The sequence below is a fragment of the Thermus brockianus genome (assembly GCF_001880325.1).
GTDB lineage: Bacteria > Deinococcota > Deinococci > Deinococcales > Thermaceae > Thermus > Thermus brockianus.
On record NZ_CP016312.1, the window covers coordinates 1,906,843 to 1,929,035 of the forward strand.

The following is a 22,193-nucleotide window of genomic DNA, read 5'->3' on the forward strand; positions in this document are numbered from 1 at the left end:
CTATCCAATAAGTCCCCGCAGGGCCTCGGGGGCCGGCGGGTTGTGCAGGATTTCCTCGATGGCCTTCCACCAGCGCTCCAAGCTCCAGATCTCCAACCTTCCCGGCGCGCCGGCGATGACCACCTCGCCCCCTTCGGTAAGCCCGGCGAACTGGCGCAGGGGAGGGGGGATGAGGACCCGGGAGGCGTTGTCCATGCGGGTTTTGTGGGCACCTGAGTAGAAGAAGCGCACAAAGGCCCGGGCATCCCTGTCGGTGAGGGGCAGGTTGACCAGTTGCTCCTCAATCTTGCGCCAGCGGTCGGTGGGGAATACATAGAGGCAGCCCTCCATGCCCCGGGTGAGCACCAGGCCGTCCTCGAGGAAATCGCGAAAAGGGCCGGGAATGACCACCCGCCCCTTGTCGTCCAGGCTGTACTGGTACTCGCCGAAGGGCATCTCCCACCTGCTCCCACCTTCCGGGGCTTAGGCCCAAGGGGCTAGGGGATGTGGCCGCCGTGCCCGTGGAAGGCTTTGCTGGCGGCAGTATACCACGGAAGTCCCACAGTTTTCCACCATCTCCCACCTATGACCCACCTATGTCCCACCTTGCCCAAGAAAAAAACCCCGAGCCGAAGCTCGGGGTCCGGGACAGGGCGTAAGCCGGGTTCTGTTTCTGCGGTCATCTCTCTGGGACCGGTGTCGCCACCGGCCTCAAGCGGCCCATCCCAGGGGTTCTGGCGGGCCGGGCAAGCCCTTCCCCTCTACTGGGCCTTGCACCGGGTGGGGTTTGCCGTGCCCCAGCCTGTTACCAGGCCAGGCGGTGGGTGTAATAGAGCGTGCTTTTAGGATAGTTGGGCTGGACCCGACTAAAGGCGAAGGAAGGCGATAAAGAAGGCGAAAAAAGGCGGCGGGCTCCCGAAAAAAGGCGGCGGTTTGGCGGAGGGCGGCCGATCACGCTTTCAGGACAGTAATGCGGGTCAGTACGATGCTGATCGGAAAAGGACGCTGTGCCAGGTTAATTTTTGCCGACCTGGAGCCGCTGACCGGGGCAATCTTTGACCGAGGTCAGTCATGCTTTTGGGGCAAATCGCTCACGCTTTTAGGACAGTAAAAGAGGGCGATGAGGAAGGCAAAAGCGCCCGTTGATGTAAGCCCACTTTATAGCAAACCGCGCAAAGTTGATGAGAGGAGTAAAGCGGCTACAGGAGCCGGGAAATGCCGCTATGCAGTCGTTTGTATAGGCTGAGACAGCGTGAGACAGCGTGAAGGGGGTACTTGAGACAGCGTGAGACAGCGTGAGACAGCGTGAGACAGCGTCCGAAAGTGGCGAGAAGCCCTTCGTTATCGTGTTATGCACCTTTTGCATAACTGAGACACCGTGACGCTGTCTCAGCCCAAAATCTAAAGGATAGCTTAGTGTATGCTAATGAAAAACTCATCTGGTGTACCATAATGTTTCGCCTACCCCCTCCTCCTGGTAGCCCCGCCCCCAAAGCGCAACCCCCAGGCCTTCACCTGGGGGTCTGCCGGAGGTAGCGCCTTTCCAGCCAAAGGGCCTGGCGGGCCAGCTCTAGGAAGTCTTCCGGGTCCTCGGGAGGCTCGCGGTGGAGCCAGTGGCGGATGAGGGCGGAAAGCTGGGCGAGGGGTGGAGGGTCACGCTCCAGCTCCGCTAACCGGCCTGGAAACCCAGGGCCTCCAGGATGCCGTTGGCGGCGGTGAGGGCGAGGCCGGGCTTCTCCGCGGTGGCGCGGGCCCAGGCCTCCTGGTCCAGGGCGAGCTCACGGGTGAAGTCCAGGGCGGCGCTCAAGGGCGCCCGGGCCATGCGGCTGGTGAAGCGGTCCACCTGGGCGATGTCGGGCCTGCGGAAGGCGAAGGTGCTCTCGCCGTGGGTGAAGGTGTAGAAGGGCTTTTCCCGTTCCATCTAGCCTCCTAGCCGTGCTGGATCTCCCCGAGCACCACGAACTCCAGCTCCACGGTGATCCGCTCCGTGTCCTGCTCCACCCCGCCGAAGGAGCGCTTGGTGAAGAGGCAGTCCTTCAGGGTGTCGGTGACGGCGGTGCCGTTGCCCTTGTCGTAGGAGATGACGATGTCAAAGGGGTCAAGCTTGTAGACGTTTCCCTCGGGGGCGGCGGCCCGGAGGCGGTCGTACTCCTCCCGGAGGAGGGTGAGCTTCCCCGAGGCCTCCCAGTTGCCCTTGGTGTAGCCCCTGGGGGTGCGGCCCTTGCCGTAGATGGCGTTGACCTTCTCGGAGTCCTCGTAGTCAATGGAGAGGACGTCCGCCAGGGGCACGCCCTTCACCTGGATGCTGATGTGCTCCCAGTCGTAGTAGCGGCCGTTAATGGGCATGCTTCACCTCCTCACCCCACCAGGAAGGGGTTTTCAAAGCCGATGTCCATGACGATCTCCCGCAGGTAGCCCAGAGGGACGATGCGGATCTGGAGGCGAAGGGTCTGGGAGGCCAGGATGTCCTGGCCGGGAGGGGCCACCACGCGGCCCCGGGCGATCTCCCCGGCGGCCTGCATGAGGCGGAGGGGGGTGTTGGCCCGGGCCAGGAGGCTCGCCAGGCTGGCCTTGAGGTCGGTCGGGTCCACGTGCCACTGCACGAAGTCCAGGAGGGCCTGGCGCACCTGGTAGGTGGCCTTGTCCATGACCCGGCGGTTCTGAATCACCTTGTAATCGCTGGTGGGGGCGGCGGCGGTGCGGCCGTCCACGAGGAACCAGCCGTCCCGGCCGATGAGGCGGTAGACGGTGGTGAAGCCCGCCTGGTCCAGGGCCAGGGCGTGGGCGTTGTTGAAGAGGCTCTGTTTGCCGAAGGGGGTGTCCACGAAGGGGGCCACCTGGACCACCCCGCTCAGGGGCCCGAGCTGGACCCAGGCGGGGGAGACGTGGACCCGCTGGCTGGAGATGCGGGCCCCCACGCGGGAGGCGAGGCTCTGCACTTCCAGCCTGCCCGTGAGGGTGTCCACCACCTCCCCCCAGGCGGCCACGATCATCACCCGTTTGTGGCTGAAGCTCGCCTTCTCGCTCAAGCGGGCGTTGACCCAGGCGTCGGGGTCGTTCCCCGGGGGCAGGGTCTCGGTGAGGAAGAAGATGTAGCGGAAGTTCGCCTCGGCCTCGTCGGCCAGGGCGCCCAGGGCGGCCCACATGGCGGGGCCGGTGGGCTGGGCCACCTGGATGTACTCGTACTGCAGGTTGGTGTTGAGGGCGGCGCGGACGGCGGCCTGGACGCTAGAGACGCTGGCCTGGGGGCGGTGGCCTGGAAGCGGTAGGTGGCCCCCGCGGCGTAGGTGCCGGTGGCGAAGTTCAGGGTGAGCCCCGTCCCCGGCAGGGTGTAGGTGGCGGCGGTGGCGATCTCCTGGCTGGTGGTGTCCCCGCCGTCCAGGCTGTAGGTGAAGGTGGCCGTGCCCAGGGCCCCTCCCTTGGCTATCCTTACCACGATCTCGTAGGCGTCCAGGGGGCTTCCCGTGATGGTGACGGCGGGGGAAGAGGGGTTGCCGCTGTCCGCGGCCACGCTCCCCGCGATGTCGGCTTGCGCCCGCACCGCGTAGACCTGGCCGCCCCCGTAGGCCAGCTGGTCGGCCACGGCCCGGGCCAGGGGGCCGGTGCCCAGGACGCCGGGGACGGCGGCGAGGTCGCTGAAGGCCAGGACCTGGTCCACCGGCCCCTGGCTGGAGACGCCCACCACCACCCGCTGGCCCTCGCCGCTCGGGGCCACGATGCCCAGGCCCCCGTCTTGGATCTCTGGGTAGACGCCGGGTAGCCTTGCCATCTTCTATCTACCTCCTACCTGTGGGTGGGCCCCTGGAGGAACTCCTTCAGGGCCTTCTCAAACTGGGCGCGGGAGACCCGGGTCCCCTCGGCCCAGCCCGCGTAGACCTTGAGCCCCGCGAAGGCCCACGGGGGCACCCCCAGGGCCTGGGCGTGCTCTTCAATCGTGGGAAGGGCTTCTTGCGCTTGGACCTTTTCCTCTTCCTTGGGCATCCTAGACCTCCTCTTCGAGGACCGCCTCCTCCACCTCCACGGCGATGGGCACCCAGGCGGTGTCCTCGTAGAGGGCAATCTCCACGGGGACTTCCAGGGCCAGGGCGTTTTCCCCCACCAGGAGGCCTTCCTCGTCCAGATAGGAGAGGGCGATATCGTTCAGCTTGGCGTGATAGTCCTCCCCCACGTGCAGGGGGGTGTCCCACATATAGAGGAGAACCCCGGCGAGGAGCTGGTCCAGCTCCTCGCTGGAGCGGGCATAAAGCTCCAGGCGGATACGTAAGGTGCCTCCATAGAGCCTGCGCCGGGTCTTGACGGGCCCGGCCACTACCCGGCTCCCGTCCCGCTTGAGGGCGCCGGTGAGGGGCTGGATCAGGGCGGCGGGGGCCATCCGGTAGGCCTCCTCCCGGCTCCGGCCCACCAGGACCCGGGTGGGGGGAAGGCCCGCGTGGGCGCAGGCCGCCTTGAGGTACTCCAGCACCGGGGCGATCACCGCGTCGCCTCCTTCATCCACTCCAGGAGGAGGGCCTTGGCCTCCTCGCGGTCTTCCTCGGTGAGGCCCAGGAAGGGGCGGGCGGGGATGTAGACCTTCCGCCCCCTCCCGGCGTAGCCCCCGAACTGGTGGATGCGGGCGTACTCCAGGTTAGTGCCCACGTAGATGCGGCTTCCCGCCACCTTCCAGGAGATGGAGTTCTTCAGGCGGGCCGTGACGACCAGGGGCTTGCGCAGGGCCACGCGCCTCTGGGCGGCGGCGGAGATCCCGCCCCGCTTGAGCCGGTCCCTGGGCCGCACCTCCTTCGCCAGGGTGGCGGGGGAGAGGGGCGGCCAGGGGGAGCCGTCCGGGGCCCGGCTCTCCTCAAAGCGGCGGTGGGTGCGGGCGAGGATCCCCTCGGCGATGGCCTCCTTGACCTTCTGGGGGACGCCCCGCCCGAGCTTTCTCAGGGCCTCGTTTAGCTCCCGCCAGTCCCCTTTGAGGCGCACGCCCATCAGAAGTCCTCCAGGCTCTCCCGGGAGAAGACCCGCTTCCCCCGGACGGCGGCCCCGCCCTTGGGCCTCGCGGGCTCCCCCGTGGGGGGGAGGGGCAGGGAGGCCTTGCCCACGGCCACGTCCCGAAGGAAGGCCACGGCGTCCCGGTATCGGGTGAGGGCGGCCTCGTCGGCGGTGCCGGGCCGGATGCCCCGGCGGAGCATGAGGCGGTAGACGGCGATGTCCACCGCCTTGGCCTTCAGCACCTCGGGGAGGGAGGGGAGGGGGAGGGCGTAGCGCTGGGCGAGGTAGCTTTCCACCTCGGCCCAGGCCTCCCTCAGGGCGGCTTCGGCCCGGGCCTGGCCCTCGGGCGTGAGGACCCCCGCCCCCTCCTCGTCCACCAGGTAGAGGAGGACGTCTAGGGGGAGGGCTTGGCGGAGGTCCTCGAGGGTGATCATGCGCCGGTGCCGGTGCCGGTGGAGCCGTAGGCCAGCTGCCAGAAGAGGTAGCCCGCCGCTTTACGCTCGTAGACCCCGTAGATGAAGACGTTGCGCTTGAAGACCTCGTCGGAGGTCTCGGGGTCGTCCTTCGCCACCCACTCGGGGCGGCTCCGCCGCTGGAGGACGAAGGGGCGGATGGCCTGGCTCCCATCCACCAGGAACCAGTAGGTCTCGTACTCCTCCACCAGCCAGGGGCTGACCAGGATCTCGGCCTTCCCGTAGTCGGGGTTGGCCCCGCCCGAGGGCAGGGTGGGCACCCCCACGATCTCGTAGGCGGTGCTCTCCAGCCCGGGGCCCACCACCAGGTAGATGGGCTTTTGCAAGAAGAAGCCCAGGGGGTAGCCTCGGGCGTCGGTGAGCTGCCTCATCTGGCTCAGGGCCTGACGGAAGGCCTCCCGGGTCAGGGGAGCATTGCTCGCGTTCTGGAAGGTCCGCTTCCCCACCGTGTGGGAGCCGAAGAAGGGGCGGCCGTCGTAGCCCTTCTGCTGGAACCCCTTGCGCAGGAGGTCGGCGATGAGGAGGTCGTCGTGCTCGGCCCACCTCCGGGCGTACTGGAGGGCGGTGATGCGGATGAGGTCCATCTGGTCGTCCTCCGCGTCCGTGCGGGACACGGCGAAGGTGGCCTCCCAGTCGGCGTTGGCGATGGCGAAGGTCTCGGCGGTGAGGTTCTGGACCTGCCGCTCCCCCTCCCAGAGGCGCATGGTGGGCATGTTCTCCATCCAGGCGTAGTAGTTGGCCCGGCCGTTGGACTGGACCTCCAGGGCCAGCTTCGGCCAGAGGGGGGTGTACCCCTCCTTGGCCTCAAAGACCAGGGCCTTGAGGGTCCGGCTGAGGGCGCTCAGGTTCTCGCGGTTCAGGATCATCTACCACACCTCCACCCAGACGTAGTCCGGTTCCACCTTCAGGGCCCGGCCCGCCTTGGAGCGGCCCGTGCCCGTTTTGCCCACGGTGTTGGGCCCGGTGGCATAAACGTCCTTTCCCAGCTCCGTGGGGCCCACGGGGTCGGCGGGGTCGTTCTCAAAGCGGAACACTCCCCGGCGCACCAGGACCTTCTTCGCGCCGTCCGTCCCCCCGGTGTTGTCCACCGTCTCCTGGGCCACGCCCAGGGCGATCTTCCCGGTGCCGGGGGCCGCCTCCTCGGCGTAGCCCCCGCTCACCATCACCAGGGCTCCCTGCCGGATGACGGCGTTCGCCTTCACCGGGAGGGGGATGAGGTACTCGTCCGCCCAGCGCTCGGTGTCAAACATCACTCACCTCCAAACCGCTTCAGGGCCTCCTCGGAAACCCTGAAGACCTGGGCGAGCCTGCGCAGAGGCTCGTCCTCCTCCAAGGCCTTCCGCTCCGCCTTGGGCAGCTCCACGGGCACCAGCCGGGGCATCCCCTCCAGGGCCTTGCGGGCGGCCTCGAGGTCGGCCCGGGCCTGGGCGAGCCAGAACTCCCGCTGGTGGGGGAGGATGCGCCCTTCCTCCAGGGCCTTACGCACCAGGGCCTGGGCCTTCTCCTCCCGGGTCTGGACCTTGATGGCTTCCAGCTCCTTCCGGGTGCGCTCCAGCTCCTCCAGGGCGTCCTGCGCGGCCAGGAGGCGCAGGAGCTTGGCCTTGAGCTCCGTGGGGTCCTCGGCCCCGAGCCCCACCTCCAGGACCACCCGGCCCACGGCGGCCTCTCGCTTGAGGTCCTCCAGGGCCTGGAGGGCCGCCTCCTCGGTGGCCTCCGGGTCCAGTCCTAGGGCCTGCCTGAGCTTTTCCAGCATGTCCGCCTCCGCTTCTATGCGCTTTTGGAACCGGATGCCGGGGTTGTTGGTGAGGGCGAAGGAGTGGTAGCCCAGCACCCGGTGCCTGCCCATCTCGTCCGGGGTGGGGTCGTAGTAGAAGACCGGGGAGACGTAGGCGTACTCCCCCCGGCTCACCCGCTCCCGCCCCGTCTCCGACCACTCCACCAGGCCGTAGACGAAGCCGTCCTCCCCCACCACCAGCCCGGTGATGAACCCCGCCGCGGGGGCCTCCTGGGCCTGGCCCTCCTCCACCCGCACCGTCTGGTGGTGGAAGTCCAGGACCCAGGGCACGCCCCGGGTCCTAAGGTCCTCCAGGGCCGCCTGGAGGCTCTCCTCGTCGTAGAGGAAGACCGTCCCGTTCCCCACGAACTCCCCGAAGGGATGGAGGGGGATGCGGTCAGGCGCCTCGGCCAAGGCGGCGCGCAGCGTGCCGGAAAAGGTCGGGGTGGAGGTATCGGTATTCTTGGGGAAGCCGGTCAAACTCGTCATAGGGCCGCCTCAGCACCACCCCCCAGTAGGCGCGGTTCTCTGCCCTCGCGGTCTCCGGGGAGAGGGGCCAGCTAGGCCCCGGCCCCTTGAGGCTGAGCGTCCGCGCCCTTGCGAAAGGTGCCGTCCCGGTTGAAGAGCGCCACGATCTGGTCAATGGCCCACCCCAGGATGGGGTCCGGGATCCAGGCGGGCCAGAAGCCGAGGATGGCGTTCACCACCTCCTTGACCCGCTTCATGGCCTCCTCCTTCTTCTGGAGGCCCGGGACCCCGTCCATGAGGTCCTCCACCACCAGGACCGCGAGCCCGAGGGCGAAGTAGGCGATACGGATGACCTTGAGCATCCTTCCCTCCAAAAGGTTTTGCCCCCGGGCTTCCCCGGGGGCACGTTTCCCACCTTAGCCCCAGTTTAACCCAGGGGGTGGGGGGGTGTCAAACCTAGAGCCTGCTCCGCACCTCCACCACCCGGCCCACGATCTCCGCCACCTGGTCCAGGGGAATGACGGGAGGCCCGTTCTCCTCGGGGTTGGTGGAGTAGAGGGCCCCGTTCTTGAGGAGCTTCACCACGTACTCCCCGTTCTCCAGCCGGGCCACCACGATGGCCCCTGGGTGGCCCTTGTCCTCGGTGTTGACGATGATGACGTCCCCGTGGCAGATGGGGCGCTTCCCGGCGCACATGGAGTTGCCCCGCACCTTGAAGGCCGCGAGGTGCCGGGCGTCCCCCTTCACCCGCACGGGGACGGTGCGCTCCTCAATCTCCTCCAGCTGGGAGGGGCCGCCGCCCACGTAGCCCACCACGGGGACGTGAACCTCCTCCCGTTGCCCTAGGGTGGGTACCTCGTCTTCGTAAAGCTTGGCGATAAGGTCTTCCACGGGGATGTTAAGGGCCAAGGAGAGGCGGACCACGGTGTCTAAGGAGGGTTTGATCCACTTATTCCCCACTTTGCGGCCCAGGACAAGGTTGTAGACGGTGGTACGACCCAGACCGAAGGCGTCGGCGAACTCTTCCAGGCGCCGCATGCCGAGGCGCTTCATGGCGGCCAGGATTTCCTCGGCGAAGGGGCCTTCCAACCGCGCTTTCTCTTTTTTCAGTTTTGCGAGTTGGCTGTTTCGCATAGCCCCCCTTGACGCACATGCGAGAACAGAGTAAACTTCTCGCAGGTGCGTGTAAAGGGGCACGGATATGGTGAACCGGGACCGACTCATAACCCTGATGCGGAGTAGGGGGCTGCGCCCCTCGGACTTGGCCCGCCTCAGTGGCCTTTCTACCGGACATGTGTCCCAGATCCTTAAGGGGGAGCGCACCCGCCTCGAGGTGCGTACCTTGGTGCGTTTGGCGAAGGCCCTAGACGTGCCCGTTCAGGAGTTGCTCTTGGAGGAAAGCGATGCCCTGGCTTCCCGTAGATGAGGCCGCGGAAAGATTAGGAGTTTCGCGCGCTTCGGCGTGGAGGCTCATTCAGCGCCACGGCATTCCCACCCGCAAGGAGAAGCGCGGCCGCACCTGGCGCACCCTGGTGGACGCCGACCTCCTGGCTCTGGCCCTGGGGCGGGAGGCCCCTCCTGAACCCCGGCCCGTGGAGGCCTCCTCCGCCTCCCAGCCCGCCCTCGAGGCCCACCTCTCCCGGATCGCCGCGGAGGCCCGGGACCTCCCCCGGGGGCTCAAGTGGGACCTCATCAAGGAGGAGGCGCAGCGGCTCGGCGTCACGCCCAACTACCTGGCCCGGCTCCTCCGCCGCTATGAAGCGGGGCAACTCCTGTATGCACGGCGCCCTCGGCGGGACCGGGGAACTCACCGGGTGCCCGCGGAGCTGAGGAAGCTCGTGGTGGGCCTCAAGCTCGCCCATCCCCGGGCGAGCGCCCGGCGGATCCTGCGCATCGTGGAGGCCAACGACCCGGGCCTCCTCCTCTACCGGCCCTACTCCACCGAGACCCTGTTCCGGCTCTCCGAGGCCACGGTACGGCGCATCCTGCGGAAGGCCGAGGAGAACCCCGCCTTCCGCTACGCCCTCCTCTCCGAGGAGGGGAGGCGGGAGTTCGCCCGCACCTGGGCGGGGCACGTCCTGGCCGAGTACCCCATGCAGATGGTCATGGTGGACATGACCCGATGCGACACCTTCGTCTACCTCCCCGAGGAGGACCGCATGGTCCGCCTCCGCATCCACGTGGCCCTGGACGTCTACTCGGGGGCGGTGCCCTCCCTGGTGTTCAGCCGGGAGGAGAGCCAGGTCCCCACGGACCAGCTCCTTATCCTCATGACCCAGGACAAGACGGCCATCGTGCCCGACTGGGACGTGCGGGGCGTGCCCGAGCGCATCTACTGGGACAACGGCAAGGTCTACCGCTCGGAGAAATCGGAGCACTGGGCCCGCACCCTGGGGATTGAGCTCGTCTACTCCCGGCCCCACGTCTCCCACACCCGGGGGAAGGTGGAGCGCTTCTTCGGGGCCTTCCACCAGACTTTTGAGGCCCTGCTCCCCGGCTACGCGGGCTCGGACGCCACGGAGCGGGACTCCTCCGAGCTCCGCCGCCTCCTCCAGAACACCCGGCGCTGGGTAGCGGAGGGGATGCCCCCCGAGCGGGACCCCTACCCCGACCGCCTCCTCCTGGAGGAGGAGTACAAGGGCCGCGCCCTCCAGTGGCTCCTCGGCACCTGGCACCGGGAGCCCCTGGAGGACGGCCTCACCCGTCTGGACCTCTTCCGGGCCTTCGTCCCCCGGCACCGGCTCGCGGACTTCCGCCTGGAGGACCTGTACCTGGCCGCGGCCTACCAGGTGGAGCGGGTGGTGCGGGGGAACGGCACCGTGCAGTACCGGGGGCGCACCTGGTACTTGGACCCCCGCCACGGGAGCCTCCTGCCCTGGCAGGGGCAGAAGGTGGTGCTCCTGGACGTGCAGGTCCTCCCGGGCCAGCCCCTCCGGGTGGCCCTCAAGAACCCGGACGGCACCCTGCGGGTCCTCGGGGAGCTCCTCCCCGAGCCCCTGCGGGCGGACAGCCTCGAGGCCCGCGCCAAGCGGGCGGCCGACCGGGCGGCCATCCGCGCCCTGCAGGAGGAGGCGCGCCGCCTGGTGGAGGAGCTTTCCCCCGCCATGCGGCTGGAAGACATGCTGGAGCGCCTCTCCGGCCTCGCCCCCCTGCCCCGGCGGGAGCGCATCACCCTCCGGGCCCAGGAGCTCCCCGCCCCTTCCCCGGAGGAGATCGCCCGCGGGGTGGAGGAGCTCGCCGCCGAGCTGGAGGACGACCTGGTTCTGGACCCCATCGCCCTGGGGGAGCAGTGGCTAAAGGAGCGCGGCCTGCTGCCCCGGGGCGAGGAGGAATAGGAGGTAGCGCATGGGAAGGAAGGCGAACGGCGACCAGACCTTGGCCCTCATTGACGAGGCCCTGGGCATCGTCATGGGGGAGGCGGAGCTCTGGAAGGACCCCCGGGACGGGTTCATCCCCACGGAGGGGGCGAAGGCCCTCTTGGGGCACCTCCACCTGGTGGCCCAGGAGGGCTTCCCCCTGGCCCTGGTGGTGGGCCCGGCGGGGGTGGGGAAGACCCTCACCTGCCGCTACTGGGCCCGGGAGCACGAGGCCCCCTGGGTGCGGGCCCAGCCCAGCTACTCCCCGGCGGCCCTCCTGGAGGACCTGGCGGTGGAGCTCCGCATCACCCGCACCAAGACCTTCCGCGTCCTCCTCAGCATGGTGCGGGACGCCCTCCTCATGAGCCCCAGGGTGATCTTCGTGGACGAGGCCCAGCTCCTGGACCGCCCAACCCTGGAGACGGTGAAGTACCTGGCGGACGAGACCGGGAGCTCCTTCGTCCTCATCACCTCGGAGGAGTTTGAGGGACAGATCCGGCGCCACCGGGACATTGAGAGCCGCATCGGCACCGTGGCCCGGATAGGCCCCATCTCCCTCCAGGAGACCCAGGCCATCTACAAGGACTCCGGCTACTCCCCGGAGGTCCTGGCCGAGGTCCACACCCTCACCGGGGGGATCCTGCGGGACATCGTGCGGCTCATGCGGCAGATGGACCGGGTGGTGGAGTGGAGCGGCGAGCGGGGCCTCACCAAGGCCGCCTTCACCCCGGCCCACGTGCGCCGGGTGGCGAGCCGCCTGAACCTCGCGGGGGGTGCGCGGTGAGGTCCAAGAAGCCCCCGGAGATACCTGCCGTTAAAGCGGAGGGCACGTACATCTACGTGGCGGAGGAAGGGAAGTGGCCGGAGAAGCCCTACGTCATCCTGACCACGGCCCTCTTCTGGCTCCAGGAGGGGATGCTTTTGGAGCTTCAAGACCTGCGGCCTTCTTCGGCGATGGGCACACTCATGCGTGTGAGAGTCTTGGAAGTTCGCCCGCAAGTGCGTGTCTTCCCCGGCTGGTACGGGCAGGTGGTGGTGCACGTTCTGGTGGAGCCCTTCCCGGAAGGGGAGGAGGCCCTTCGGCTCGTTGAGGAGGTCCTTCGTGAACAGGGTTGATTACACCCTCGAGGCCGCCCGCCTGGTCATGCGCATTCTGGAGCTCCCCGGGCTCATCGGGGAGGTGAAGCGGCAGATGACCGCGCTCCGGGCGGAGAGGCGGGAGCTGGAGCGGTGGATGGAGGCCCGGGAGGCCCAGGCCTACCTCGAGGCCCCCGGCAAGACGGAGCGGGAGCGCCAGGCCCGGGTAAAGGTGGCCCTTGCCCAGGACCCGGAGTGGCAGAAGGCGGAGCGGCGCCTGCAGCAGATCCTGGTCCAGCTGGACAAGCTCCAGGCGGAGCTTGAGGTCCTGGAGCACGAGCGAAAGGCGGTCTACGGGGCGCTGGTGGCCCGGCACGCGGAGGCCCTGGAGGCGGCCCTCGCGGCGGGGCTCTTCGGGGCGAAGCCCCCGGCGCCCCGGGGAGGGAACTGATGACGCGGGAAGAGCTCATTCGGCTCCTCAGGGAGGACCCGGAGGTCCGGGCCGCCCTTCAGGAAGCCCTCCAGGGGGCGCGCCCCCGCCCCCTGGAGGAGGCGGGAAGGGGCATCCAAGCCGTCCTTGCCGAGGCCGAGCGGGAGTGGCTGGCCCGGCACGAGGAGGTGCGCCGTGAAGGGTAAGCGGACCAAGCTGGAGGAGTTGGTGGACGAGCTGGCGGAGGAGGGGCTTCCCCGGCACATGCGGGTGGCCTACGCCCTCTACGACCTGGCCCGGGACATGGTGCGGGCCGCCAACGAGGCCCGGGACACGGAGGCGGTGGACCAGGGGGAGCTGGAGCGCCTGGCCCGCAGGGCCCTGGCGGTGGTGGCCGCCGCCCAGGCGGAGAACGACGCCAAGGCGAGGGAGCTCCTCTCCCACCCGCACCGCATGAAGGGGGTGGCCTGTCCATGAGGCCCCGGCCGTTCCGTAGCGTCCTGGACACCATCCGGGGCCACGGCCTCACCCCGGCGGAGCTCCGGGAGCGGGCCCGCCTGGCCTACGCCCACGGCCAGACCTTCCTGGCCCAGCTCTACCTGGACGAGGCCGAGGCCCAGGAGGTGGTCCTGAGGCTCCGCCCCTGCGGCCTCTGCGGGGGCACGGGGCGCGTCGCCGACGGCATCCCCTGCTGGCGGTGCGACCCCGGGCTCTCCCGGGCCTGGGTGGAGGTGCGCCGTGACGCCTGAGGCCGTGATCCGCCTGGCCCGGGCAAACCCTGGGACCCCCGTCCGCCTCGCCATCGTGGGGCGGACGGGCCGGGGGGAGGTGAGGGTGAAGTGGGAGGACGGGGGCCTCAAGTTCTGGCTGAGGCCCCTGCGCCTCTGGGACGGGCCCAAGGCGGAGCCCGAGGCCCTTCGCGTCATGGAGCCCTGGCGGATCCTGGAGGCCTGGCTGGAGGGGGAGGATGGGGGAGCGGTCTAAGGGACCGGTGCTCGTGCCCTGCCCGGTGGAAGGGTGCGAGAGGGCCCTCACTGTTCCAGCGCTGGCCCCTGACGGGGCGGTGGGGCTTTGCGTCTGCCTGGCCGTGCGGCTCCGGCTCACGTGGATCTACGGGGGGCCGCCCGAGTACGGGCGCACGCCGCACTTGACCGTCGTGGGGCCTGCAAGGGGGAGGACGTATGATCCGGGAGCGGCTTAGAGAGATGGGCCTGGACCGCCCCCTCCTCACCCCCGCCCAGGCGGCGGCGGTGCTGGAAGTGGGGCGGCCCACCGTGGAGCGCCTCATTAGGGAGGGGCGGGTCCGCACCGTGCGCGTGGGGCGCAAAGTCTACATCACCGCCGCCAGCCTGGAGCGCCTGGTGGAGGGGGGTGTGCCCGCGGCCCAGGCCGCCTGGCTCGCCCTCCGCCTCATGGAGCGGGCGGGCCTGCGGGTGGAGCTTTTCACGGACCCAAAGGGTGGCTTCCGCGCTTCGGCCGGGGGAAGGAGGCCCTTGGGGTCTCCCCCGAGGAGGCCCTCCTCGCCCTGGCCGAGGCCTTGGCGAAGGAGGAGGAGGCATGAAGGTCCCCAAGATCACGGACGGGGAGCTTAGGGCCGCGGTGGACCTCCTGCTCATGCGGGGGGCGTGGGGGGTGCCGCGGGAGGAGTTTGGGCGCCACTTCGGCGGGGATCGCCGGGGCCGGGCCATCATCGCCGAGCTCCGTAAGCGCGGGGTGCTCCCCGTGGTGGTGGCCGAGTCCCCCGCCGGGGACGAGGTCTACAAGGTGGCGGACTCGGAGGAGGAGCTTCGCGCTTACCGCCAGAGCCTCCTCTCCCGCATAGAGGAGCTGCACGCGGCGGTGCGGGGTCTGGACCTGGCCTGGCGGCACTGGAAGGCCCACCGCTCCCCCCGCTGGGCCCAGCCCGGCCTGTTTGAGGTGGCCGATGGAGGAGGGCGATGAGGTCCTGGCCTTCCTGGAGGGGCTTTTGGCGCGCTACCCGCGCGAGCGCGGGGGGCTTCTGGTGTGGGCCTTCCTGGACGAGGAGGGGCGCTGGACGCTGGCCCTCTTCCGGGGGGAGGACCTTTTGGAGCTGGACTGGGGCTACGACCTCGAGGCGGTAGAGGAGGCCCTGTGGCGGCGCTACTCAAGCTCACGCTGATCTACGTGGCGGCGGCCCAGGTGGGGCTTCTCCTCCTCCTCGCCTACCTGGCCCTTTCCCGGCGGGGCCCCCTCCCTGAGGGGCCTCCGTGGGCCTCCTGCTCCTGGCCTCCCTCTTCGGTCTTCTGGGGGTCGTTCTGGCCCTGGTCTGGAGGTGGGTATGAGGCGCGAAGACCATTTCCGCCCCTTTTTCTCGTGGCTTTCGGACCTAGAGCGCGAGGTGGCCCGCCGCACCCAGGCGGTGCCCCTCTTCTCCGGCATCACCGCCCAGGGGTGGCCCTACTGCCCCGGGGTGGGGCGGCTTTCCGCCTCCTTCCGGGTGCCCGGGGGCTGGTGTGGTGGGGAGAGCAGAGGGGGCGGGCCTACTGGATGTGGCAGCCCTTGAAGCCGGAGGGGTGATGGAGCCCAAGGATGCCCTGACCATCCTCACGCAAGCCGCCCTCGAGGGGGCGGCGGGCGGGGAGATCCTGCGGGTCTACCAGGCCCAGGAGACCCTGGCCGAGGCCCTCAGGCTCCTGGAGGAGCGCCGCCGGGCCCTGGAGGCCCTGGAAGCCCGCCACCGGGCGCTGGAGGCCCGCTTCCGCCAGCTGGACGAGGCCCGGGGCCGGGCCCTCCTCCTGCTCCTGGAGGCCCACAGCCTGCTCAGGAGGCAAGCATGAGGAACCTTTTGCTTTTCCTGCTGATCCTGGCCTATCTCAGCACCCTGGCCATGAGCACCGGACATTTGGCCCAGTGGTACGCCCTCACCCTGGGGGGGCTTCCCCCCTGGCTGGCCTGGGGCCTGGCCGCCAGCCTGGAGTTCACCGCCTTCCTCCTCTCCCTCCTCTCCAACTCCCTCCTTCGGGGCTCGGCGTGGGCGGGGGGTGGGGCCCTGGCCGCCCTGGGGCTGGTCTGGATGGGCAACGCCCTCTCCATGCACCGGGGGGCCCCGGGGGTGCCCCTCTGGGAGACCCTGGCCATGAGCCTCTTTGTGCCCGTGGGCACCTACGTGGTGGGGAAAGTGGTGGGGGAGATGCTGCGGTACCGCGGGGGTGCCGGGGGGTACCGTGAGGACACGGGGGGTGTGCCGCAGGGTGTACCGCGGGTGGGCTTGCCGGTGGCCCGGGTGTACCGCAAGGCGGCACCCCCTTCCGGCACCCTGGCACCCCAGGGGTCCCACTTCGCAGGGGTGGAGGACCGCTTGGTGGCACCGGGCGGCACCCTTGTTGGCACCGGTACCGGTACCCCGGTGCCGGGGGAAACCTCCCAAACGGACGGGCGTACCACCTTGAAGCTCACGGAGTCCCGCACCCTGGAGTGGACCGTGGAGGGCAAGGGGGCCGAGCTATTGGAGGCCCTGGCCCGGTACCGCGGTCCCGTGACCCTCGGCACCCTGGTCCGGGACCTGGGGTGGCCCAAGACCACGGTCCGCCGCTGGCTGGACCGCTTGGAGGACCAGGGGCTGGTCCACCGGACTGGGGAAGGATGGACCCTGAAGGAGGAGGGCCGCTATGCATGAACCCCTGGACCTCTGGCGGGCGGCCTGGGTGGCCCTGGCCCTCTGGCGGGTGGAACACGGGGAGGCCCGCTGGGTCCCGGTCCACCCCCAGGACCCCAGGCCCGGGGCCTTCGGGGGCCGCGCCGACCTCCACGCCCGCCCCCCCGAGGCCCCGGCCTTCCTGCCCATTTACGTCCCCCCGGTCCCGCCCCTGGGCATAGAGGCCCACAACCTGCGCCTGTGGCGGCACGACGCCCGGGCCTTCGTCCGGGGGCTGGGATACGGGGAACGGCAGCTCATGGAAGCCTACCTGGGCAAGGGGAAGCCCAGTACCCTGGTGAGCTACAACCCCTCGGCCGGTCGGCTTCAGACCCACGCCCCCCTGGACCTCCTGGACCTCTTCGTGCGCCTCGCCCGCCGGGCCGAGGTAGACACCCCCCCACCCCCCGGGGTAGAATAGACCTAAGGTGGGAAACCTGCCCCCGGAGGAAGCTCCGGGGGCCAAGCTTTTGGGGGTGCCGTGGATGAACGCGATCTGGAGCTGGAGCTCTGGCAGGAGGCCCTCGCCCTCCTCGCCCGCCTGGGGGCCTCAGAGGCGGACCTTCGCCCTCTCAGGGAGCGCCTTTGGGCCCTCCGCCTCTACCGCATGATGCCCAAGCCCCAGGCCCCTTCCCTCTGGAGCCGCCCCCTCTTCTGGACGGTCCTGGCCCTCCTCCTCGGCATCGTGGCCAGCCTCCTGGGCCTTCCCGTCCACAAGCTCTTCCCGTGAAAGGAGCGCCATGTTCAGGGATCCAAACCGCCAGCGCTTGATCCGAGGCACGATCCTCCAGGCCCTGTACCTGAACGCCTTCGGGGTGGACGCCCCCGTCAACATCCACGACCCCTACGCCATGCCGAGAGGCGTCCTGGCCCGGGTCATGGAACTCTCCCACGTCCTCCCCGCCCGCTCCGAGATGAACGCCGCCGTGCGCTACCTGCAGCAGAAGGGCTACGTGGAGGCGGTTTGGGACGAGGACGGGGAGTTCACCCTGGTCCGCCTCACCACCCAGGGCATGGACCTGGTGGAGGGGAACCTGAAGGACCCCGGGGTCCTCCTGCCCAGGAGGTAGCCGTGGAGCTCAGGGAGGAGATCCACGCCCTCGCCGTGGCCTTCCGCCGCCACCACGAGGAGATCCTCGCCGAGCTCCGCCTCCTCCGGGAGGAGTTGGAGAGGGAGCGCCGGGCCCGGTTCTGGGAGCGGGGACTCCTGGCCCTGGCCCTGGTGGCGGCCCTGGTGGGCTGGGTGCGGCCGTGAAGGGCTACAAGCGCCACCGCCTCTGCAAGGTCTGCACCCTCCCGGAGGACCTTCGCGACCGGGTGGACGCCATGCTCCTGGGGGAGGAGACGGAGGAGGACGGCAGGCCCTACAGCATGGAGGGGATCGCCCTCTGGCTCAGGGCCCAGGGGCACGAGGTGAGTCCCTCCAGCGTCCGCCGCCACGCCCGCCACCTGGCCCCTGCCTTGGATCAGGTCCTGCAGATGGAGCGCCTGGTGGAGGCGGTGGAGGAGGCCACGGGCAAGCGCCTCTCCTACGCCGCCGCCCTCGCCAACATCGTGGTGCACAAAGCTCTCCGCTACCTCCAGGACCTGGAGCTCGGGGAGGAGGTGGATCCGGAGAAGGTGGTGCGGCTCGGCCTCGAGGCCGCCCGGGTGGCCCTGAGCCTGGAGCGGCTGGACCGCTCCCTAAGGGAGGAGGCGGCCCAGAAGGTGGAGGAGAGCCTCCGCGCCCGGCAGATTGAGCCCGAGGTCATAGAGGCCATCAAGCGGGACATCTATGGACTCTGAGCGCCTCCTCCTCCCGTACCAGCGGCGCTGGGTGTGGGACCAATCCCGCTTCAAGATCGGCCTCTGGGCGAGGCAGACGGGGAAGAGCTTCGCCGGGACGCTGGAGGTGGTCCTGGACGCGGTGGAGCGCCCCGGCACCCTCTGGGTCCTCCTCTCCGCCGGCGAGCGGCAGAGCCGGGAGCTCGCGGAGAAGGCCAAGCGCCACCTCGCGGCCCTGAAGCAGGCGGCGGAGACCCTGGAGAGCCGCTTCTTTGAGGCGGGGGAGGAGGTGACCCAGCTGGAGATCCGCTTGCCCAACACGTCCAGGCTCATCTTCCTCCCCGCCAACCCCCGCACCGCCCGCGGCTACACCGGGAACGTCTTCCTGGACGAGTTCGCCTTCCACCAGGACTCCGAGGCCATCTGGGCCGCCATGTTCCCCATCATCACGCGGAGGCCCGATCTCAAGATCAGGATCATGAGCACCCCCAACGGCCCCCGGGGCAAGTTCTACGAGCTCTGGGAGAAGGGGGGAGAGGTCTGGAGCCGGCACCGGGTCACCCTCCTGGACGCGGTGGCCGAGGGCCTGCCCATAGACCCCGAGGAGCTCCGGGCGGGCCTCGCCGACGACTTCATCTGGCAGCAGGAGTACCTCTGCGAGTTCGTCTCCGAGGAGGAGGCCTTCCTGCCCTGGACCCTCATCCTGCAGAACGAGGCCCAGGAGGACCCCCGGGGGGAGTGGGACCCCGAGCGGGCCTACCTGGGGATGGACGTGGGGCGGCACCGGGACCTCACGGTCCTGGTGGTGCTGGAGCGGGTGGGGGACGTGTACTGGGCGCGCCTCGTGGAGGCCCTCCACCGGGCCCCCTTCGCCGAGCAGGAGGCCCGCCTCCACGCCCTCCTGCCCCGGGTGCGCCGGGCCTGCCTGGACGCCACCGGCCTGGGGGAGATGCTGGCGGAGAACGCCCGCCGCGCCTTCGGCTACAAGGTGGAGCCGGTGAAGTTCACCCCCGAGGTGAAGGCGGATCTGGCCCAGCGCCTCCGCCTCTTCTTTGAGGACCGCCGGATCCGCATCCCCGAGGACCGGGCCCTCCGGGAGGACCTCCACGCCGTGCGGCGGATCATCACCCCTTCCGGGAACGTCCGCTACGACGCGGAGAGGAGCGAGCGCGGCCACGCCGACCGCTTCTGGGCCCTGGCCCTGGCCCTGCACGCCGCCGAAACCCGGAGGGGCCCCGTGGAGTACCGCAGCGTGGCCCGGCGGCTCTTCGCCGGCTGGAAAGGAGCCTTCTGATGCCCATCCTGGACCAGTACGGGAACCCCATCCCCAAGGAGCCCCCGGGGCAGGCCCGGGGCTTCCTCCCCCTGAACGACCCCTACCGGGTCTACCCCGCCCGGGGCCTCACCCCCGAGCGCCTGGCCCGCATTCTGCGCCAGGCGGATGAGGGGGACCTCGCCCTCCAGGCGGAGCTCTTTGAGGAGATGGAGGAGCGGGACGCCCTCCTCTTCTCCCTCCTCCAGACCCGGAAGCTGGCGGTGGTGGGGCTGGACTGGCGCTTGGAGCCCGCTGGGGAGGGCCGGGACGCCCGGCGCGTCCTGCGGGCGGTGGAGGAGGTCTTCTGGGACCTCCCCCTGGAGGACCTCATGACCGACCTCCTTTCCGCCATTCCGCAGGGGGTGAGCGTGGTGGCGGTGGCCTGGGAGTGGGATGGCCTTTTGTGGCGCCCCAAGGCCTTCCGCTGGGTCCACCCGGGCCTCTTGGTCTACCGCGCTGGAGAGGACCGCTTTTACCTGGCGGCGGGGCCCGGTCGGGAGGAGGCCTTCCCCTACGGCGGGGCTATAGAGCACCGCTACCGCGCCCGTTCGGGCCTGCCCACCCGCGCCGGGCTCATGCGGAGCCTGGCCTGGCTGTACGTCTTTAAGCACTACGCCCTGAAGGACTGGGTGATCTTCGCCGAGGTTTACGGCCAGCCGTACCGCATCGGCAAGTACGATCCCGCCGCCGGCGAGGAGGAGCGCCGCCGGCTGGAGGAGGCGGTGCGGAGCCTGGGGGCGGACGCCGCCGGGGTGATCTCCAAGGACACCGAGATAGAGATCCTCGAGGCCGCCAAGGGCCAGGGGCCCGAGGTCTACGAGCGCCTCATTCGCCTGGCCAACCGGGAGATGACCCAGGCGGTGCTGGGACAGACCCTCACCTCCTCGGAGGGGGAAGGGGGGAGCTACGCCCTGGCCAAGGTGCACGAGCGGGTGCGGATAGACCTCCTAAAGGCGGACGCCCGGGCCCTGGCCCGCACCTTGCGGGAGGGGCTTCTCAAGCCCTTCGTGGCCTTCAACTTCGGCCCCGAGCTCCTGGACCTCGCCCCCCTCGTGGTGCCCGAGGTGGAGGAGGAGAAGGATCTGGAGAGCCGGGCCCGGGTGCTCCAGACCCTCCTGGGCATGGGCCTCTCCATCCCCGAGGCCTGGCTCCGGGAGGAGTTCGGCGTCCCCGCCCCCGACCCCCAGGGCCCCGTCCTCACCCCCCTCCTCGCCCCCCAGGAGAGAAAAGAGCGGGGCCTGGTGGCGGGCCAGGCCTTCGTGGACGGCCTGGGGGATAGGCTCCTAGAAAAGGCCCCTATGCCCGGGCTTCCCGCCCTCCTCCAGGCCATCGGGGAGGCCGAGGGGTACGAGGACCTGAGGCGGCGCCTCCTCGCTCTCTTCCCCGGGATCTCCTTCGCCGAGCTCGCCCAGCTCCTGGAGGCCGCCCTCACCCTCTCCGAGCTCGCGGGGAGATGGGCCCAGCGGCAGGACAGTGGCCTGGACGGTTGAGCCCGACCCCCTGCGGCCCGAGGAGGCCCTCCGCTGGTTCCGGGCCCGCCTTCCCCTCCCCGATCCCGAGTTCCGCGCCCTGGGGGAGGAGGCGAGGCGCCGGGCCTTCTTCGTGGCGGGCCTCGCCGCGCTGGACATGGTGCAGGAGACGATGGACGCCCTCGCCCGGGCCCTGGAAGAGGGGAGGCCCTTTGAGGACTTCCAAAGGGAGCTTTCCGACCGGGTCAAGAACGCCTGGGGCGAGGGGAGCCGCCACCGCCTGGAGACCGTCTTCCGCACCAACCTCCAGCTGGCCTACGGGGCGGGGCGGTGGAAGGAGGCGGTCTCCGCCCGGGAGCTCAGGCCCTACTGGGGCCTCTCCGTGGTCCTGGACGGGCGCACCTCAAAGATCTGCCGGCCCCTCGCGGGGATCGTCCTCCCCGCCGACCACCCGTTCTGGCGCACCCACGTCCCGCCCCTCCACCACAACTGCCGCACCGCCCTGGTCACCTACACCCGGGAGGAAGGGGAGAGGCGGGCCTGGAAGGAGCCCCCTCCCCACGAGCCCCAGGCGGGCTTCGGCCGCCCCCCCACGGCGGAGGAGTGGAGCCCCGACCCCCGGGACTACCACCCTGAGCTCTGGCGGGCCTTCCTGCGGGCCCTCGCCGCCCTCCCCGAGGCCCGGGCCCACCTCAGGGGCCTGGCGGAGAGCCGGGGCCAGGGGAGGCCCGCCCCTCGGGACTGGCTCTTCGCCGCCGGGGAGATGGTGCGGGCCCCCTTCAACCGCCGGGGGCGCTCCGTTCCCGAGGAGCTGAGGCCCCTTCTCGGCCGGGAGCGGGCCACCAGCCTGGAGCTCCACGTGGCCCAGCGGGTCATGGACGGGCACCTGGCCCCGGGCACCCCTCCCGAGGTCTACGAGGGCCTGTGCCGCGAGGCCCCGGCCCACCCCGAGGCCGCCCTCTTCGCCTACGCCCGGGACCAGGGCCCGGTGCTGGCCGCCCTGGCCCCCGCCTCCTTCATCCCCGAGGAGGCCCGGGGGCCCAGGCTCAAGGCCCTCTGGTTCGTGGTATACTCCTTCCACAGCGGGACGCTGGCCACCGGCTACAGCGTGCGGGACCTGAGCGAGCTGGACGTCCCTTGGGACAAGGTGGTATGGCTCAAAAGACCTCCCTGGCTTACGCCCCCCTCGCCCTAGCCCGGGCCTACGTGGCCTGGGTGAGGGAGCTCCTGGACCGGGGGGAGGAGGCCGACCCGGACGAGCTCCTGGACGCTGTGGAGGAGTGGACCCCCTTCCGGGGGTACCTGAGGGACGCCGCGCGGGAGGACCGGGAGGCCGCCCTCGCCCTGGCCCGGGAGGTCTTCGCTGAAGGGCCCAGGCTTCGGGCCCACGGCTTCCCCCTTCCCGAGACCTGGGAGGCCTTCCTCGCCCGGGTGGGACTGGAGCCCTGAGGGCGGCAGGCCC

At 70.1% G+C, this 22,193-nt stretch carries 36 protein-coding genes and 2 pseudogenes; 24 read left to right on the forward strand and 14 right to left on the reverse strand.

Annotation, left to right across the window (positions count from 1 at the left end; all coding sequences use genetic code 11):
* The 14 genes and pseudogenes from mraZ to A0O31_RS10300 form a co-directional block, all read right to left on the reverse strand.
* Positions 1–435, reverse strand: coding sequence for a division/cell wall cluster transcriptional repressor MraZ (mraZ, locus tag A0O31_RS10235; RefSeq protein WP_071677759.1), 435 nt, complete (start codon positions 433–435; stop codon positions 1–3).
* Between the two features lie 1,213 nt (positions 436–1,648).
* Entirely contained in the window at positions 1,649–1,900 is a 252-nt protein-coding gene (locus tag A0O31_RS10240) for a DUF6848 family protein (RefSeq protein WP_039456838.1), read from the reverse strand.
* Positions 1,901–1,908: 8 nt separating this feature from the next.
* Entirely contained in the window at positions 1,909–2,325 is a 417-nt protein-coding gene (locus A0O31_RS10245; RefSeq protein ID WP_039456840.1) for a hypothetical protein, read from the reverse strand.
* A gap of 11 nt (positions 2,326–2,336) precedes the next feature.
* Positions 2,337–3,236 (reverse strand): annotated as a pseudogene (locus tag A0O31_RS13215) (DUF2586 family protein); the annotation flags it as partial.
* A gap of 221 nt (positions 3,237–3,457) precedes the next feature.
* Positions 3,458–3,748, reverse strand: a pseudogene (locus A0O31_RS13220) (DUF2586 family protein); the annotation flags it as partial.
* A gap of 14 nt (positions 3,749–3,762) precedes the next feature.
* Complete coding sequence (locus A0O31_RS10260) at positions 3,763–3,960, reverse strand: hypothetical protein (protein WP_071677762.1); 198 nt, start codon at positions 3,958–3,960, stop codon at positions 3,763–3,765.
* A 1-nt stretch (position 3,961) separates the two neighbouring features.
* On the reverse strand, positions 3,962–4,453 hold the full coding sequence (locus A0O31_RS10265) for a hypothetical protein (protein ID WP_071677763.1): 492 nt from the start codon (positions 4,451–4,453) through the stop codon (positions 3,962–3,964).
* Positions 4,450–4,947 (reverse strand): phage virion morphogenesis protein, encoded by a 498-nt coding sequence (locus A0O31_RS10270; protein WP_071677764.1) that lies wholly within the window; start codon positions 4,945–4,947, stop codon positions 4,450–4,452. The genes A0O31_RS10265 and A0O31_RS10270 overlap by 4 nt, the downstream gene beginning before the upstream one ends.
* Complete coding sequence (locus A0O31_RS10275) at positions 4,947–5,384, reverse strand: gp436 family protein (RefSeq protein ID WP_039456851.1); 438 nt, start codon at positions 5,382–5,384, stop codon at positions 4,947–4,949. Before A0O31_RS10275 ends, A0O31_RS10270 begins: the two co-directional genes overlap by 1 nt.
* The gene (locus A0O31_RS10280) at positions 5,381–6,289 is read right to left on the reverse strand and encodes a Mu-like prophage major head subunit gpT family protein (protein WP_071677765.1); all 909 of its coding nucleotides are present in this window, start codon (positions 6,287–6,289) and stop codon (positions 5,381–5,383) included. Before A0O31_RS10280 ends, A0O31_RS10275 begins: the two co-directional genes overlap by 4 nt.
* Positions 6,290–6,673 carry a capsid cement protein gene (locus A0O31_RS10285; protein ID WP_071677766.1) on the reverse strand — a complete coding sequence of 128 codons (384 nt, stop codon included), beginning with the start codon at positions 6,671–6,673 and terminating at the stop codon, positions 6,290–6,292.
* Positions 6,673–7,686, reverse strand: a complete 1,014-nt coding sequence (locus A0O31_RS10290) for a phage protease (RefSeq protein ID WP_071677767.1) — start codon at positions 7,684–7,686, stop codon at positions 6,673–6,675. Before A0O31_RS10290 ends, A0O31_RS10285 begins: the two co-directional genes overlap by 1 nt.
* A 71-nt stretch (positions 7,687–7,757) precedes the next feature.
* Positions 7,758–8,027 carry a hypothetical protein gene (locus A0O31_RS10295; protein WP_054391867.1) on the reverse strand — a complete coding sequence of 90 codons (270 nt, stop codon included), beginning with the start codon at positions 8,025–8,027 and terminating at the stop codon, positions 7,758–7,760.
* 94 nt (positions 8,028–8,121) lie between these two features.
* Positions 8,122–8,754 (reverse strand): helix-turn-helix domain-containing protein, encoded by a 633-nt coding sequence (locus tag A0O31_RS10300; protein ID WP_071677768.1) that lies wholly within the window; start codon positions 8,752–8,754, stop codon positions 8,122–8,124.
* Between the two features lie 112 nt (positions 8,755–8,866).
* On the opposite strand from A0O31_RS10300, the gene A0O31_RS10305 reads away from it, so the two are divergent.
* The 24 genes from A0O31_RS10305 to A0O31_RS10420 all read left to right on the forward strand — a co-directional run bounded on the left by A0O31_RS10305 (position 8,867) and on the right by A0O31_RS10420 (position 22,180).
* Entirely contained in the window at positions 8,867–9,091 is a 225-nt protein-coding gene (locus tag A0O31_RS10305) for a helix-turn-helix domain-containing protein (protein ID WP_071677769.1), read from the forward strand.
* Positions 9,069–11,000, forward strand: coding sequence for a helix-turn-helix domain-containing protein (locus A0O31_RS13500; RefSeq protein WP_071677770.1), 1,932 nt, complete (start codon positions 9,069–9,071; stop codon positions 10,998–11,000). Before A0O31_RS10305 ends, A0O31_RS13500 begins: the two co-directional genes overlap by 23 nt.
* A gap of 10 nt (positions 11,001–11,010) precedes the next feature.
* A complete protein-coding gene (locus A0O31_RS10315) occupies positions 11,011–11,805 on the forward strand; it encodes an AAA family ATPase (RefSeq protein WP_071677771.1) in 795 nt (264 codons plus the stop codon).
* Positions 11,802–12,137 (forward strand): hypothetical protein, encoded by a 336-nt coding sequence (locus A0O31_RS10320; RefSeq protein WP_071677772.1) that lies wholly within the window; start codon positions 11,802–11,804, stop codon positions 12,135–12,137. Before A0O31_RS10315 ends, A0O31_RS10320 begins: the two co-directional genes overlap by 4 nt.
* Positions 12,124–12,549 (forward strand): hypothetical protein, encoded by a 426-nt coding sequence (locus A0O31_RS12755; protein ID WP_071677773.1) that lies wholly within the window; start codon positions 12,124–12,126, stop codon positions 12,547–12,549. The genes A0O31_RS10320 and A0O31_RS12755 overlap by 14 nt, the downstream gene beginning before the upstream one ends.
* On the forward strand, positions 12,549–12,734 hold the full coding sequence (locus A0O31_RS12760) for a hypothetical protein (RefSeq protein ID WP_054391872.1): 186 nt from the start codon (positions 12,549–12,551) through the stop codon (positions 12,732–12,734). Before A0O31_RS12755 ends, A0O31_RS12760 begins: the two co-directional genes overlap by 1 nt.
* A complete protein-coding gene (locus A0O31_RS13505) occupies positions 12,724–13,005 on the forward strand; it encodes a hypothetical protein (protein ID WP_039456873.1) in 282 nt (93 codons plus the stop codon). The genes A0O31_RS12760 and A0O31_RS13505 overlap by 11 nt, the downstream gene beginning before the upstream one ends.
* Entirely contained in the window at positions 13,002–13,277 is a 276-nt protein-coding gene (locus A0O31_RS10340) for a hypothetical protein (protein ID WP_071677774.1), read from the forward strand. Before A0O31_RS13505 ends, A0O31_RS10340 begins: the two co-directional genes overlap by 4 nt.
* Entirely contained in the window at positions 13,267–13,512 is a 246-nt protein-coding gene (locus tag A0O31_RS10345) for a hypothetical protein (protein ID WP_039456879.1), read from the forward strand. Before A0O31_RS10340 ends, A0O31_RS10345 begins: the two co-directional genes overlap by 11 nt.
* 197 nt (positions 13,513–13,709) lie before the next feature.
* A complete protein-coding gene (locus tag A0O31_RS10350; RefSeq protein WP_071677775.1) occupies positions 13,710–14,120 on the forward strand; it encodes a helix-turn-helix domain-containing protein in 411 nt (136 codons plus the stop codon).
* A complete protein-coding gene (locus A0O31_RS10355) occupies positions 14,086–14,469 on the forward strand; it encodes a hypothetical protein (RefSeq protein ID WP_039456885.1) in 384 nt (127 codons plus the stop codon). Before A0O31_RS10350 ends, A0O31_RS10355 begins: the two co-directional genes overlap by 35 nt.
* Positions 14,453–14,668 carry a hypothetical protein gene (locus A0O31_RS12870; RefSeq protein WP_054391875.1) on the forward strand — a complete coding sequence of 72 codons (216 nt, stop codon included), beginning with the start codon at positions 14,453–14,455 and terminating at the stop codon, positions 14,666–14,668. The genes A0O31_RS10355 and A0O31_RS12870 overlap by 17 nt, the downstream gene beginning before the upstream one ends.
* Positions 14,669–14,827: 159 nt before the next feature.
* A complete protein-coding gene (locus A0O31_RS12875; protein WP_071677776.1) occupies positions 14,828–15,052 on the forward strand; it encodes a hypothetical protein in 225 nt (74 codons plus the stop codon).
* A 13-nt stretch (positions 15,053–15,065) separates the two neighbouring features.
* Positions 15,066–15,326 carry a hypothetical protein gene (locus A0O31_RS12880; protein WP_161489865.1) on the forward strand — a complete coding sequence of 87 codons (261 nt, stop codon included), beginning with the start codon at positions 15,066–15,068 and terminating at the stop codon, positions 15,324–15,326.
* A complete protein-coding gene (locus A0O31_RS10375) occupies positions 15,323–16,165 on the forward strand; it encodes a helix-turn-helix domain-containing protein (protein WP_071677778.1) in 843 nt (280 codons plus the stop codon). The genes A0O31_RS12880 and A0O31_RS10375 overlap by 4 nt, the downstream gene beginning before the upstream one ends.
* Complete coding sequence (locus A0O31_RS10380; protein ID WP_039456905.1) at positions 16,158–16,604, forward strand: hypothetical protein; 447 nt, start codon at positions 16,158–16,160, stop codon at positions 16,602–16,604. Before A0O31_RS10375 ends, A0O31_RS10380 begins: the two co-directional genes overlap by 8 nt.
* Positions 16,605–16,664: 60 nt before the next feature.
* The gene (locus A0O31_RS10385) at positions 16,665–16,913 is read left to right on the forward strand and encodes a hypothetical protein (protein WP_071677779.1); all 249 of its coding nucleotides are present in this window, start codon (positions 16,665–16,667) and stop codon (positions 16,911–16,913) included.
* A 37-nt stretch (positions 16,914–16,950) separates the two neighbouring features.
* Entirely contained in the window at positions 16,951–17,253 is a 303-nt protein-coding gene (locus tag A0O31_RS10390) for a hypothetical protein (RefSeq protein WP_152024437.1), read from the forward strand.
* 2 nt (positions 17,254–17,255) lie between these two features.
* Positions 17,256–17,438 (forward strand): hypothetical protein, encoded by a 183-nt coding sequence (locus A0O31_RS10395; protein ID WP_071677781.1) that lies wholly within the window; start codon positions 17,256–17,258, stop codon positions 17,436–17,438.
* A complete protein-coding gene (locus tag A0O31_RS10400; protein ID WP_052155158.1) occupies positions 17,435–17,968 on the forward strand; it encodes a phage protein Gp27 family protein in 534 nt (177 codons plus the stop codon). Before A0O31_RS10395 ends, A0O31_RS10400 begins: the two co-directional genes overlap by 4 nt.
* Entirely contained in the window at positions 17,958–19,241 is a 1,284-nt protein-coding gene (locus tag A0O31_RS10405; RefSeq protein ID WP_071677782.1) for a terminase large subunit domain-containing protein, read from the forward strand. Before A0O31_RS10400 ends, A0O31_RS10405 begins: the two co-directional genes overlap by 11 nt.
* On the forward strand, positions 19,241–20,752 hold the full coding sequence (locus A0O31_RS10410; RefSeq protein ID WP_071677783.1) for a DUF935 domain-containing protein: 1,512 nt from the start codon (positions 19,241–19,243) through the stop codon (positions 20,750–20,752). Before A0O31_RS10405 ends, A0O31_RS10410 begins: the two co-directional genes overlap by 1 nt.
* The gene (locus A0O31_RS10415; RefSeq protein ID WP_071677784.1) at positions 20,736–21,926 is read left to right on the forward strand and encodes a phage head morphogenesis protein; all 1,191 of its coding nucleotides are present in this window, start codon (positions 20,736–20,738) and stop codon (positions 21,924–21,926) included. The genes A0O31_RS10410 and A0O31_RS10415 overlap by 17 nt, the downstream gene beginning before the upstream one ends.
* Positions 21,884–22,180 carry a hypothetical protein gene (locus A0O31_RS10420; protein WP_039456918.1) on the forward strand — a complete coding sequence of 99 codons (297 nt, stop codon included), beginning with the start codon at positions 21,884–21,886 and terminating at the stop codon, positions 22,178–22,180. The genes A0O31_RS10415 and A0O31_RS10420 overlap by 43 nt, the downstream gene beginning before the upstream one ends.
* Positions 22,181–22,193: the final 13 nt, after the last annotated feature.